The organism is Klebsiella sp. WP4-W18-ESBL-05 (assembly GCF_014169075.1).
GTDB classification, from domain to species: Bacteria; Pseudomonadota; Gammaproteobacteria; order Enterobacterales; family Enterobacteriaceae; genus Kluyvera; species Kluyvera ascorbata_B.
On record NZ_AP022057.1, the window covers coordinates 4049941 to 4064294 of the forward strand.

The window sequence follows — 14354 nt, forward strand, 5'->3', positions numbered from 1 at the left end:
AGATACAATATGCAAAAATGCATTTTATTGAGATGTGGCGTTTGTTCACTCAAATTCGTTAACTTGCTCACAATATGACGTTAACTGTCTGGTCGACCGAAAACAAAGTCAGGCATACATGTAAACAGGATCCAGCGGCGTTATCGCCCACATTGGTTAGGAAAAAGTCGATGGTTGATGGCATTACAGAGAAGCAAAAAGAGGTAGTCGATTACATTCTCAGAAAGATAAAGACCGATGGCCTTTTGCCAGGGGATAAACTGGACACAGAGATTGCTATTGCTAAAAATATCGGCATCACGCGCGCCACGGTGCGCGAGGCCACGCGCCTGTTGATCGAGCAGCAGCGGATTTATCGCGTGAAAGGCTCCGGTTTATTCGTTGGCGCCATTGGTAAAAGCAACCATTCCGGCAGATTCCACGCCCTGTCGCCTTTTGATTTTCAGGCGCAGAAGAGCGGCCATAAAGGCGTCAGAAAAGTCATTAAATTCAGCATAATGAAAGTGCCTTCACCGGAAATCGCCCAGTCATTACGGATAAAAAATAGCGATCAGATCTATAAAATTTTACGCCTGATGTGTTTTGACGATATTCCCGTCGCCCTTGAGCATATCCATCTGCCGGTTAATATGTTTACCAGCATGGAATTAAGCCAGCTCGAAATATCAAAATATAGTTATATCGAAAGCATCACAGGTAAAAAGGTCCAGCGCCGCGATCAAAATTTAACGGCTATCAACCTGGTTGACGAAGACATCCTTAATTTATTGAATCTCAAAGAGAATGACTCCGTTCTGGAGCTTGATGAGACCGTTTACCTGGATGACGGCACCCCTTGCGAAGTCAATATTGCCATCATCAACACGCGTATTTTTCCACTGAGACAAAACTCAACCCGCTCATAAGGCGGGTCATTTTCAGCTCTACCTCACCCTCATCACGGCTGATAAAAAAACAGCCTATATCATTTCTCTTGCTCAACATTCACGCCACAATGGGCAAAAATTTCATAACCTCTACGGAATAATTTAGAATAGCCAACAAAACATTTTTCACGAACCAGGATCCTGGCCATGAGCAAATCTGAACATCTCTATAGCGCAGCGCGTGAACTTATCCCCGGCGGCGTCAACTCACCGGTCCGCGCCTTCACCGGCGTCGGCGGTACGCCGCTGTTTATCGAACGTGCGGACGGCGCCTATCTGTATGACGTCGACGGCAAAGCCTATATCGATTACGTCGGTTCCTGGGGGCCGATGGTGCTGGGTCATAACCACCCGGCTATCCGTAATGCGGTTATTGAAGCCGCCTCGCGCGGGCTGAGCTTCGGCGCGCCGACCGAAATGGAAGTGACCATGGCGAAGCTGGTGACTGAACTGGTGCCCACCATGGACATGGTACGTATGGTGAACTCCGGTACCGAAGCCACCATGAGCGCCATTCGTCTGGCGCGCGGTTTTACCGGCCGTGACAAAATCATCAAATTCGAAGGCTGCTACCACGGTCACGCCGATTGCCTGCTGGTGAAAGCGGGCTCCGGCGCGCTGACCCTCGGCCAGCCAAACTCACCTGGCGTACCGGCTGATTTCGCCAAACACACGCTGACCTGCACCTACAACGACCTCGCTTCCGTGCGCGCCGCGTTCGAGCAGTTCCCGCAGGAAATTGCCTGCATCATCGTTGAACCGGTTGCCGGCAACATGAACTGCATTCCACCGCAGCCGGAATTCCTGCCGGGCCTGCGCGCGCTGTGCGATGAATTCGGCGCACTGCTGATTATTGACGAAGTGATGACCGGTTTCCGCGTAGCGCTGGCTGGCGCGCAGTCCTACTACGACGTCGTGCCGGACCTGACCTGCCTGGGCAAAATCATCGGCGGCGGGATGCCGGTCGGGGCGTTTGGTGGCCGTCGCGACGTAATGGACGCCCTGGCGCCAACCGGCCCGGTGTATCAAGCGGGTACGCTTTCCGGTAACCCAATCGCGATGGCGGCAGGCTTTGCCTGTCTGACCGAAGTGGCGCAGCCGGGCGTACACGAGACGCTGACCGAGCTGACCAACCAACTGGCACAGGGCCTGCTGGATGCCGCACAGGATACTGGTATTCCGCTGGTGGTGAATAACGTCGGCGGCATGTTCGGCATTTTCTTCACCGATGCCAAAGAAGTGACCTGCTATCAGGACGTACTGAAATGCGACGTTGAGCGCTTTAAGCGTTTCTTCCATCTGATGCTGGACGAAGGCGTGTATCTGGCGCCGTCGGCGTTTGAGGCAGGCTTTATGTCCATCGCCCACAGCGAAGAAGATATTGATAACACCATTGACGCGGCGCGTCGGGTGTTTGCGAAGCTGTAATTTAGCGACACATGCCGGGTGGCGGCTTCGCCTTACCCGGCCTACGTGAATCGCACAATCTGTAGGCCGGATAAGCGCATGTGTCATCCGGCTTTTTAACGGCTCTGCTTTCTCAACAGATAGATAAAGTACGGCGCACCGATAAAGGTCGACAGCAGCCCCGCTGGCACCTGATACGGGAACATCAGCATGCGTCCACACCAGTCGGCAAACACCAGCATCAGCCCCCCGATTAGCGCGGAAATCACAATATGCGGCATCGTTCGACGGAAGCCCATCATGCGCGCAATATGCGGTGCCATCAGCCCGACAAAGCTTAGCGGCCCGATGGTCAGCGTAGCCGCCGCCGTCAGGCACGCCGCCAGTAGTAGCAGACCAATACGTGCCGGAGAGAGCGCCATCCCGATAGACCGCGCCGTCTCACCGCCCAGCGGCAGAATGGTTAACCAGCGACGGCACAGCGGCACCAGCAGCAGTAAAATCACCATCGCGATAGCCGACTGCACCACCTGCTCACCGGTCGCGTTATAGGTTGAACCGGAGATCCACGTCAGGATCTGCGCCATACGTGGGTCACCGCTCGCTTGCAGCATCATCAGCAGCATGGTGAATGCGGTACTGAGCGCCATCCCCGCCAGCAGCATGCGGTGCGGCGAAAATCCACCGCGCCCGGCGGCAATCAGGATAATCAGCAGCGTCACCGCCGCCCCCAGACTCCCCGCGGGTAGCAGCCAACCAAACGCGTTGCCCGGCACCACAAACAGCATCAAGACCACGCCAAACGCCGCACCGGAGCTTATCCCCAGCACTTCCGGGCTCGCCATCGGGTTACCCGTTAAACGCTGAATAATACAGCCCGCCACCGCCAGCATCACGCCCGCAATCAGCGCCGACGCAATACGCGGCCAGCGCCACTGCGCCAGTTCGTCAAGCAGCGTACCGCTCGCCCAGTGCCAACTGTGCGCATCGCGCCCCAGCGACAGGGCAACGAACATCGCCGCCAGCAGAATCACCAGACCGCCCAGCGCAAACCACTGCACGTTCTGACGTTCATTTGCCACGCTATCGCTGGCGTTCATCGACGGCGCGCTCATGCTACGCAGTCGCGGTAACAGCCAAAGCAACAGCGGTGCGCCAATCAGCGCGGTCACAGAGCCGGTAGAGACCTCCATCCACACGCGGGTGAGCCAGAGAATAAGCTGGTCGGAAAGCCACAGAATCAGCGCACCAATCAGCGGTGCCAGCATCAGTCGGGAAAGCAAACGACGTGCGCCGAGCATCTTCGCCAGCAGCGGCGCAAACAGGCCGATAAAGCCAATAATCCCCACCGCATTGACGAGGAACGCACTGATAACGATAGCCAGCGTCAGCGCGCCCAGACGAGCCAGCGACAGCGCCAGCCCCAGGTTGCGCGCCACGCCGTCATCAAGGCCCATCAACGTTAACGGGCGCAGCAACAGCAGCGTCAGCATCACGCCGCCCAGCAGCTGCGGCCACAGACGCTGTACCACGCTCCAGTCGGTCTGCGTCAGCGTCCCGGTGCTCCACAGGAACATGCTTTGCAGCTGGTCGTGGTGGAAAATCACCATCAGTTGGTTGATTGCGCCGCAGTACAGGCTCACCACCAGCCCGGCCAGAATCAGCGTCACCGGCGAGAGACGTTTACCCCACGCCACGCCAAACACCAGCGCCCCCACAATACAGGCGCCCGCCAGGGCGGCAAACTGCGAAGTCAGCACGCCCGGTATCGCCCACAGCGTGGTTATCGTCATCCCCAGTTGGGCACCGGTTGCCACGCCAAGCGTCGTTGGCTCAGCCAACGGATTACGCAGCACCTGCTGGAACAGAACGCCCACCAGCCCCAGACCCGCCCCCACCAACAGAGAGATGGCCAGACGAGGCAATAGGCTGTAGTGGAACAGCATCTGGTCAATGGCGTTGATATCCGGCTGACGCATTGCCTGGAACCAAAGCGCGTTGGGCAGCGCCAGGTTGAAGTTAAACCAGGTCAGCGCCAGCGCGAGGATAAATAGCGCCAGCAGCAACATGGAGGCAAAAGGAGAGCGGGTCGTTTTCACGCTTGGCCCCCTAATGCATTGTCGAGGATGCGAGCGAAGTTCATCGCCGACAGCGTCGCACCATAGAACCACACCGCCGGGACATTCTGCACGCGGTTGGCGCGCACAAATGGCATCGCCTGCCATAACGGCGTGGCGGCCAGGCGGCGCATATCGGCCTCATTGCCGTGATCAAAGCAGAGAACGTCCACGTCTTTGTAGGCCGCCAGCCTGTCGATACCGACTACCGTGCTGCCCCAGAAATTAGTTTCGCCCTGCCAGGCGTTTTTGACACCCAGACGGTCAAGAATCTCCTGGAACAGGCAGTTCGGGCCAAACACCAGCATATGGCGAGAATCGAGCAGCGACATCATCAGCAGAGGGCGTTCGCCGCGCTGTGCAAAACGTGGCTTCAGGCTATCGATATAGGCATCAAACGCCGCCAGATGACGATGGGCCACCTCCTGCTTGTTGAGCAGCTCTGCCATTTCCAGCAGCGAGCGGCGCGCTTGCTCCAGCGGCTGTTTGCCGTCGCTGAAGGCAAAGCTTCGGCCCGGTGCAATTCGCGCGAGGATCTTCGGTGAAGGGCCATAACCTGCGGACCAGACCAGCATAGAGGGCTTCATCTGGGTCAGCAGTTCAAGATTAGGTTCGGTACGCAGCCCGACGTCAATCACCGAGTCCGGCAGCACCGGTTCGTTGACCCACATGCGGTAGTTGGGGATATCCGCCACGCCGTAGGGCGTTACGCCCAGCGCCAGCATCAGCTCGACGGGCAGCCACTCCAGCGCCACGATACGTTCGGCATTCACCGGCGCAGCCTGCGCTTTTTGCATCTGCCAGAGCAGCGGCGAGAGCGCCATCGCCGCCAGAAAACGGCGGCGGTTTATCACATTCGAATCAGCCATCAATAGACAAAACTTACCGGTGCAGCACCGGCTGGATGCGGCAGAATGCCCATTGGAATGCCGTAAATCTGCTCCAGCGTGTCGCTGCGCATCAGTTCATCCGGCGTGCCCTGAGCAATCATTTCACCGCCGCGAAGCGCCACCAGATAATCACAGTAGCGCGCCGCCATATTAATATCGTGCAGGACAGCAACAACCGTCAAACCGCGCTGCTGGCTCAGGCGATGCACCAGCGCCAGCACATCAACCTGATGGGCAATATCCAGCGCCGAAGTCGGTTCGTCGAGCAACAGACAGCGACTGTCCTGCGCCACCAGCATGGCTATCCACGCACGCTGACGTTCGCCGCCGGAGAGGCTGTCCACCAGGCGATGCGCCAGCGGTTTTAGGCCAACCAGCGAAATCGCTTCTTCCACTTTCTCTCTGTCAGCCACGCCAAAACGTCCCAGCGCGCCGTGCCACGGATAGCGACCAATTGCCACCAGTTCACGTACGGTCATCCCTTCGGCGGGCGGCAGCTGCTGAGGCAGATAGGCCACCTTGCGGGCAAACGCTTTGCTGTTCCAGCTTGCCAGCGGCTGACCGTCGAGCAGGATCTCCCCTTCCGACGGCGGCTGGTGACGGCCGAGCATTTTCAGCAGGGTCGATTTGCCGGAACCGTTATGGCCGATAAGGCCGGTGACTTTGCCCGCAGGGAAGGTTAACGAGAGAGGATGAAGCAGCGTACGGCCGGGAACGCGAAAAACGACCTGTTCGAGAGAAAAGGTCGTATCAGAATGAATTGTGTTGTCCTGCATAACCGTCAACATGTTAAAGGGCGCGGAAAGCCCGCGCCCTGGAGGTGGTTAGAAACGGAACGTTGCGGTTGCAACAACCTGACGTTCTGCGCCCCAGTAGCATGCATATTCGCTATAGCAGCTGGAAACGTAGTCACGATCGAACAGGTTATTCACGTTAACCGCGACGGACGATCCCGGTAAGCCGAAGCGGCCAAGGTCGTATTTCACCATCGCATCAGCCACCGCGTAACCGGCTACGCTAAACGCTTCGTTTTTCTTCGCCGCGTCGTTTTTGTAGTAGCTCACGGTAGAACCGGTGTAACGCACGCCTGCGCCGAAGGTCAGACCGCTCAGGGCCGTATCGTAGAAGGTGTAGTCGGTCCACAGAGACGCCTGATTACGCGGTACTTCCGCCGGGCGCTTGCCCTTGAAGATTGTGTCTTCAGTGTATTCCGCATCATTGTAGCTGTAGGCAGCCGTTACGTTGATGTTCTCGTTAACCGCCGCTTTCGCTTCCAGCTCGATACCGCGGGAGCGAATTTCACCCGTCTGCACGCTGTACAGGCCGGTAGAATCGTTCGGATCGGAGGTCAGGTTTTTGTTCTTCGTCAGCTGGTACACCGCGGCGGTCAGAACCACCGGCATATCTTTCGGTACGTATTTCACGCCCGCTTCATACTGCTTACCGCGCGACGGATCGAACGGTTTACCTTCTTTGGTGGAGCCAGAAGTCGGTTCGAAAGATTCGCTGTAGCTGAAGTACGGAGAGATACCGTTATCGAACAGGTAGTTAATGCCGCCACGCCAGGTGAACTGCTGGTCGTGATTCTGCGCCAGAGAATTGGAAGAACGCGTCAGCGTTGAGGTGGTCGCATAGTCGTAGCGGCCGCCCAGCGTCAGCACCCATTTATCCCATTCCATCTGATCCTGCGCATACAGGCCGGTCTGCTCCATACGGTTAAGCACCGCATAGGGGAAGTTAACCGCGACGTTCGCATTACCATACTGCGGATTGTTCATATCCAGCGAGCTGGCGGAACCATACTGCGCGTCAACGTCATTACGCATACGCGAGTAGTCAACGCCGGTCAGCAGCACATGATCAACCTCGCCGGTGGCAAAGTTGGACTGCAGCTGAGTATCGACGGTGAAGGCATTCATATCTTCATCAGAACGTACGTACTGACGGTTGATTTTGCCCGGCGCGCTGTAGCCATAACCGTAGACAGAACGGTACAGCGTTTTGACCTGGTCATAGCGCAGGTTCTGGCGCACGGTGAAGGTATCGTTGAATTCGTGAGAGAAGTTGTAGCCCACCATCTGCTGACGGCGCTGCATCTTGTTGTTTTTCTCACCTTCGTTGAAGTCGGTCGGCAGCTTGTGCGCGTTACCGTTGGCATCAATGTACGGCACAACCGTGCCTTCGCGCGGCAGCTAGCCATAGTAGCCCGCGTTCGGGTCACTCTGGAAATTGCTCAGGAAGGTGAAATCGGTTTTGTCATCCGGGCGCCAGCTGAAGGACGGCGCAATCGCGTAGCGATTAGATTTGGCCATATCCTGCTGGGTATTCTGGCTGCGGCCTAAGCCGGTCAGACGATAGGACCACACGCCCGCATCATCGATCGCGTCGCTGAAGTCGAAACCGGTCTGCCAGAGATTATCGGTACCCATTTTGAACTGAATTTCACGCAGCGGCTCGGTGGTCGGACGCTTGCTGACCATGCTGACGATGCCGCCCGGGTTGCTGTTGCCATACAGCACGGAAGTTGGCCCGCGCATCACTTCAACGCGTTCCAGGAAATACGGGTCCATGGAAACTTCAGAGTAGTTATTGCCCTGCAGTTTCATACCATCCAGATACTGGTTGGTGTTAACGGTGGTCGGCGCGGTAAAGCCGCGAATCGAAACCACGTCATAGGTAGAAGAGCTACCGCGAGTAGAGAAAACGCTCGGTGTGTAGGCCATCGCATCTTTGACGGTCGTCGGCTGGCGCATATCCAGCTCCTGACGGGTAATCACCGACACTGACTGCGGCGTTTTCTCAATTGGCGTATCCGTTTTCGTCGCCGTCGCGGAACGTTTTGCCGCGATGGTCGGTGCCGGGCCCCAGGCGCTTTCTTGCGCAGCCGGTGCGGCGGTAACGGTGATGGTTTCTTCTTTCGGTTGTTCTGCTGCCTGTGCGTATACAGACATGCCGCTAACCGCTGTGGCTACTACGACCGCGAGTTTACGCAGCGAGAGGTTTGGCTGAGCAGTTTTAAGACGCGCCATTGGTATATCTCTGATGAAGTGAATGATAACGTAAACGAGAATTATTATTATAACCAAGACATGATAGGACAGGCAGCGGACCCATAGCAAGTGATATAAGTCCCTACCAGAATTAAGGGGTTAAGAAATAAACAGATGAAATAATGAGGTTAAAAAAAAGAAAAAAACTGGAAATAAAGAAGCCCCGGTTATTAACAGGGGCTTCTTTGGGCCTCAATCGGCGATGACGTGATTTACAGTATTAGTTACCGCCGAACATATCCTTAATCCATCCCGCCACGCCGTCGCTGTCTTTCTTCTCCTGCTGCTGAGCAGGCTGTTGCTGCTGCTGCGGCTGAGAAGTCGAAGAGTCAAACGGGTTCGCCGACTGCTGCTGCTCAATCTGCTGCTGGCTCTGCTGGCAGAGCGCATCGGGATCGGTCGTCCACACCGGCAGCATACGCGTACCGCCACCGCCGCAGATAAAGTTACCGCCGTCGTCAACGCCCATATTGACCACGTCTTCCGGCGGCGTCAGCTCCAGCGCGATCGGCGACTGGCTGGCCAGATAGCGTTGATAGATAGACATCGCGCCGCTGGCACCGTACAGCTTGGTCGGCTGGTTGTTGTCGCGCCCTACCCAGGTAATCACCACTTCACGGCCATCGATACCGGCAAACCAGGTATCAACGTTGTTGTTAGTGGTACCGGTTTTCCCTGCCAGATGCAGGTTCGGGTATTTTGCCCCCAGTTGACGACCGGTGCCGCGCTGCACAACCTGCTGCATGGTCCACAGCGTCAGGTACGCGGCCTGCGCCGGTACGGCACGTTCGGCCTGCGGGAAGCTCTGATACAGCACGCTGCCATCTTCCGCAATCACGGAACGCAGCGCCGACAGCGGCGCGCGGTTGCCGCCGCTGGCAATGGTCTGGAACGCCTGCGCCACTTCAATCGGCGTCAGGTTCAGGGCGCCCAGCAGCATCGCCGGCACGGCGTTCAGCTGATCTTTCGGCGCGCCCAGCTTCAGCCACGTGTCGGTGACCGCCGGCAGGCCCAGCGCCATACCGAGGTTAACGGTAGGCACGTTCATTGAGCGGGTCAGCGCATCTACCAGCATCACCTGACCGCTGTAGCGGCGATCATCGTTCTGCGGCGACCACACCTGGCCGTTCGGCTGGCGCAGCGCGATCGGCGCATCGGCAATCCAGGTATTCAGACGATACTGATTCGGCTGGCTCAGCGCGGTCAGGTAGGTCGCCGGTTTCGCCAGAGAGCCGATCGAACGACGCGCCTGCATCGCACGGTTATAGCCGGCAAACTGCGGCTCAGCCCCGCCAACCATCGCGCGCACTTCACCGCTGAAGCGATCAACGACGACCATCGCCGTTTCCAGATCGCTGAGCTTACGCTGTTTCTTCAGCACCGGGATGCCTTCCGTTGCCGCTTTTTCGGCCGCATCCTGGGCCACGGAGTCAAAGGTGGTGAAAATCTTCACGCCAGAGAGATCTTTTACCTTATCGCCCAGCTTAGCCTGCAGTTCCTGACGCACCATCTGCATAAAGGCCGGCTGCGGTGAAATCACCCCGCCGCGCGGCTGCACGCCCAGCGGACGGGCGCTCAGCATATCGTACAGCTCCTGGTCAATCACGTTCTGCTGCTGCAACAGACGCAGGACCAGGTTTCGACGCTCCAGCGCCACTTTCGGGTTACGCCATGGGTTGTAAATCGACGCCCCTTTCACCATGCCGACCAGCAGCGCCTGCTGATCGAGACTCAGCTCTTCCACCGGTCGGCCGAAGTAGTAAAGGCTCGCCAGCGGAAAACCGCGTATTTCATTGTCGCCGCTCTGACCGAGGTACACCTCATTCATATACAGCTCAAGAATACGGTCCTTGCTGTAACGCGCGTCCATAATCAGCGCCATGTAGGCTTCGTTCGCCTTACGCCAATAGGAACGTTCGCTGGACAGGAACAGGTTTTTCACCAACTGCTGAGTCAGCGTACTGGCCCCCTGTACCGTACGCCCGGCGGTCAGGTTCGCCAGCACCGCGCGCCCCATAGAATAGAAGCTGATACCGTCGTGCTCGTAGAAGTGGCGGTCCTCAGTAGCAATCAGCGTATCGATCAACAGATCCGGGAAGCCACTACGCGGGACAAACAGACGCTGCTCGCCGTTCGGCGAGGACATCATGGTAATCAGCCGCGGATCGAGACGGAAATAACCAAACTGGCGGTTATTATCCATGTTTTCGATGCTGTCCAGACGCGCGCCGTCAAAGGTCAGACGCGCACGCACCTGCCCTTCTTTGCTGTCCGGGAAGTCGAACGGACGGCGGATCATCTCGATGCTGTTCGCCTGTACGGTGAACTCACCGGGGCGCGTCATCGCCGACACCTGACGATACTGGGTCGCCGTCAGCAGCTGAATCATCTCATTCTTGCTGATGGCCATATCCGGCTCGAGGCTAACCATGCGGCCATACACCGCCGCCGGCAGCTGCCAGACTTTACCGTCAATACGGCTACGGATTTTTTGATCCAGATAGACGCCGTAAATGGCAATCAGTACCGCGAAGACGATACCGAGCTTAACCAGGAACCAGAACCAGCGGTGTTTACCGCGCGGTTTTTTCCCCTTGCCGCCTTTACGCGAGCGCGGCTTTTCTTCATCGTAGCCATCATCATAATCGTCGTCATACTCATCATCTCTGAGCTGTCGACGGTCTACCTTTTGCTTTGCCGGACGCGCTGGCTTGCCTTTACGTCCAATCGGCTCGCGGTCATTCCCCGCCATGCTTTCTCTCCGCAACATTCAGGCATAAAGGCCTGATTTTCTGTTCTTCCGTCACAAGACAGAAGAAGATATCTCTCAATTTTCAACCGCAGTTTTGCCGGATGGCGGCGTTGCCTTATCCGGCCTACGAAAGCATGTGCCTCGGTAGGCCTGATAAGCGTAGCGCCATCAGGCGGAATACTTCTTCGTCCGCCGCGTTGGAGCGGTATTCGCCGGGTCATCCGGCCAGACGTGCTTCGGATAACGCCCTTTCATCTCTTTTTGCACCTCGCGGTATGCCCCCTGCCAGAACGCGCTTAAATCGCGCGTGATTTGCAGCGGCCGCTGCGCCGGTGACAGCAGCTCAAGCACCAGCGCCACGCGGCCTTCCGCGATAGTGGGCGTACGGGCTTCACCAAACATCTCCTGCATCCGCACGGCCAGCGCCGGTGGGTTATCTTCGTCATAGCGAATCGCAATACGACTTCCCGTCGGCACAGTGTAATGAGTTGGCAGCTGACTATCCAGACGTTGTCGTAATGACCAGGGCAACCAATCGAGCAGCGCCTGGCGCAGATCGAGCGATTTCAGGCTGCGTAGCGAATGCACGCCGCTCATATGCGGCAGCAGCCAGCTTTCCAGCGCGGCCAGCAACGAGGCGTCATCCACCGCAGGCCAGTCATCCTCCGGCAGCCAGCGCGCCGCGCACCGTAACCGCAAGCGTAGCTGTTCCGCTTCGTTCGTCCAGTTCAGCACGCTTAACCCCTTCTCACGAATACCGGTGAGCATCGCCTGGTGTAATTCGTTCTCGGACGGCTTCGCCAGTGGCCGCACGCTGAGCGTCAACTGGCCTATCTGGCTGCGGCGCAGCGCTTTTAGCGTCCCCTGCGCATCATCCCATTCAATGGTGTCAGATTGGTGTAACAGCACCGGACAGCGGCTGACCAGCCCGTCAATCTCCACCGCGCAGGCTTGCAAAATACGCGCGTCCGGCGAGGCATTCCCCTGTAGCAGCAGCGGCGCAATCAGCCACTCGTGACGGCCTAACGCGTCGTCGGCGTTGAGCATCGCCCCCATACCGTTTGCCAGCTGGTAGCGCCCCTCCAGCCCGCGTCGACGCGCGATACGATCGGGAAAGCCCTGCGCCAGCAGCGGCGCAACGGCATCAACGTCGGCCTGCCCGGCGCGGCGGTTCAGGCGCTTGCACAGCTGCTGGCTGCGCTGCTGCCAGTTCCCCTGCGGGCGGGAAAACGCCAGTAGCAGGTCGCTGCTGGCACCGCGCGGCGGTTCTTCGAGAATCGCCGCCAGCCGGGCTGCCGTCGCCACCTCATCATCACTCTCTGCGGCCACCAGCATGGCCGCCAGTCGCGGATCGTTGCCGAGCGCCGCCATCTTCTGCCCTTTTGCCGTCAGGCGTTCACCGTCCAGCGCCTGCAGCTGCGTTAGCAGACGGCGCGCCGCCGCCAGGTTTGCCGCCGGTGGCATATCCAGCCAGCGAAGCTGCGACGGATCGGCGCAGCCCCACTGCAACACATCCAGCAACAGTGCGGAAAGATCGCTTTGCAAGATTTCCGCGTCGCTCTGCGCGCTGGCGCGTTCAGCCTGTTCTTTCGCCAGCAGATGCACGCAGACCCCGGGCGCCAAACGCCCCGCGCGGCCTGCACGCTGGGTCATTGACGCCTGGCTGACGCGCTGCGTCACCAGTCGCGTTAGCCCCGTACGCGCATCAAAGCGCGCCACGCGTTCCTGAGCGCTGTCCACCACCAGACGAATGCCTTCTATCGTCAAGCTGGTTTCGGCGATATTGGTCGCCAGCACCACTTTTCGTTTTCCCGGTGGGGCGGACAAAATCGCCTGCCGCTGCGCGTTTAGCGGCAGCGCACCGTATAAAGGACACAGCAGTACATCATCAGCCACCCGCTCAGTCAGGTGCTCCTGCACCCGTTGAATTTCACCGACGCCGGGCAAAAACAGCAGCAGCGAACCGCTCTCGTTGCGCAGCAGCTCGGCAGTCGCTATCGCCACGGCCTCGTCAAAACTCAGCTGTGCGGGCAGCGACTGGTAACGGCGCTCGACCGGGTAGGCCCGGCCTTCAGACACAATCGTCGGTGCCTCTGCCAGCAGGCGTTGAAGCCGCTCGTTGTCCAGCGTTGCCGACATAATCAGCAGTTTGAGATCGTCACGCAGCCCCTGCTGAACGTCGAGCAGCAGCGCCAGCGCCAAATCCGCCTGCAGACTGCGCTCGTGGAATTCATCAAGGATCACCAGCCCCACGCCGGACAGTTCGGGATCGTGCTGGATCATGCGCGTCAGGATCCCTTCGGTCACCACTTCGAGCCGGGTATTCGGCCCGACGCAGGTTTCCGCACGCATCCGATAGCCGACCGTTTCGCCTGGTTTTTCATTCAACAGTTCAGCCAGCCGCTGCGCAACGTTGCGCGCCGCCAGGCGACGCGGCTCCAGCAGCAGAATGCGCCCGTCGATACCGCCATCGTGCAAAATTTGCAGCGGCAGCCAGGTCGATTTACCCGCGCCCGTTGGCGCATTTAACAGCACCTGCGGGGCATGGCGTAAGGCATGAAGGAGTTCAGGAAGGACGCTGGCGACCGGCAACAAGGACACGAATAGCTCCAGAGGGTTAACATTAAACGGCGTACATTGTAGCATCGCCACAATTCATAACCGAGTACCCACCATGTCTGAGTCAAAAAGACTGTTTTTCGCCATTGCTATCCCGCCGAAGATCCAGAAACAGCTGGTGCAATGGCGCGCCGAGCGTTTCCCCGCCGATGCGGGCGTGCCGGTCGTCGCCGCCAATATGCATATGACGCTGGCGTTTCTCGGCGAGGTCAGCGCGGAAAAACAGCGGGCGCTGACCGCCATGGCCGGACGCATTCGTCAGCCGGGTTTTGCGCTGCACCTGGACGATGCCGGGCAGTGGCTGCGCTCGCGAGTGGTGTGGCTCGGTACGCGTCAGCCGCCGCGCGGGCTGCTGCAGCTGGCGAATATGCTGCGCGCCCAGGCCGCACGCAGCGGCTGCTATCAGAGCCCGCAGCCGTTCCACCCGCACCTGACGCTGCTGCGCCACGCCGCGCAGGCGGTCCCCATTCCGCCCCCCGGCTTTCACTGGGAGATTCCGGTCACCGAGTTTGTGCTCTACGAATCACGCGTCGTCGGTCACCGCACCCGCTACACGCCTTTGCAGCGCTGGACGCTCAGCGAATAATTAAGGA

The 14354-nt window shown here is 58.5% G+C and carries 8 protein-coding genes and 1 pseudogene; 3 read left to right on the forward strand and 6 right to left on the reverse strand.

The window, feature by feature from the left end; all coding sequences use genetic code 11:
• The first annotated feature begins 170 nt into the window (after positions 1-170).
• On the forward strand, positions 171-905 hold the full coding sequence (locus H7R58_RS19470; protein WP_106925532.1) for a GntR family transcriptional regulator: 735 nt from the start codon (positions 171-173) through the stop codon (positions 903-905).
• A 168-nt stretch (positions 906-1073) separates the two neighbouring features.
• Positions 1074-2354, forward strand: a complete 1281-nt coding sequence (hemL, locus tag H7R58_RS19475; protein ID WP_106925529.1) for a glutamate-1-semialdehyde 2,1-aminomutase — start codon at positions 1074-1076, stop codon at positions 2352-2354.
• A gap of 95 nt (positions 2355-2449) precedes the next feature.
• Here the strand turns inward: hemL and fhuB are convergent, their stop codons facing one another.
• The 6 genes and pseudogenes from fhuB to hrpB form a co-directional block, all read right to left on the reverse strand.
• Positions 2450-4432 (reverse strand): Fe(3+)-hydroxamate ABC transporter permease FhuB, encoded by a 1983-nt coding sequence (gene fhuB, locus H7R58_RS19480; protein WP_106925527.1) that lies wholly within the window; start codon positions 4430-4432, stop codon positions 2450-2452.
• Positions 4429-5319, reverse strand: a complete 891-nt coding sequence (gene fhuD, locus H7R58_RS19485; protein ID WP_106925525.1) for a Fe(3+)-hydroxamate ABC transporter substrate-binding protein FhuD — start codon at positions 5317-5319, stop codon at positions 4429-4431. The genes fhuB and fhuD overlap by 4 nt, the downstream gene beginning before the upstream one ends.
• Positions 5319-6116, reverse strand: a complete 798-nt coding sequence (gene fhuC, locus H7R58_RS19490) for a Fe3+-hydroxamate ABC transporter ATP-binding protein FhuC (RefSeq protein ID WP_182929438.1) — start codon at positions 6114-6116, stop codon at positions 5319-5321. The genes fhuD and fhuC overlap by 1 nt, the downstream gene beginning before the upstream one ends.
• A gap of 48 nt (positions 6117-6164) precedes the next feature.
• A pseudogene (gene fhuA / locus H7R58_RS19495) lies at positions 6165-8369 on the reverse strand (ferrichrome porin FhuA).
• Between the two features lie 241 nt (positions 8370-8610).
• The gene (mrcB, locus tag H7R58_RS19500; RefSeq protein ID WP_182929439.1) at positions 8611-11142 is read right to left on the reverse strand and encodes a bifunctional glycosyl transferase/transpeptidase; all 2532 of its coding nucleotides are present in this window, start codon (positions 11140-11142) and stop codon (positions 8611-8613) included.
• 168 nt (positions 11143-11310) lie between these two features.
• Positions 11311-13743, reverse strand: coding sequence for an ATP-dependent helicase HrpB (gene hrpB / locus H7R58_RS19505; RefSeq protein ID WP_182929440.1), 2433 nt, complete (start codon positions 13741-13743; stop codon positions 11311-11313).
• Between the two features lie 73 nt (positions 13744-13816).
• Here hrpB and thpR point away from each other — a divergent pair, with 73 nt between their 5' ends.
• Complete coding sequence (thpR, locus tag H7R58_RS19510; RefSeq protein WP_182929441.1) at positions 13817-14347, forward strand: RNA 2',3'-cyclic phosphodiesterase; 531 nt, start codon at positions 13817-13819, stop codon at positions 14345-14347.
• The last annotated feature ends 7 nt before the right edge of the window (positions 14348-14354 follow it).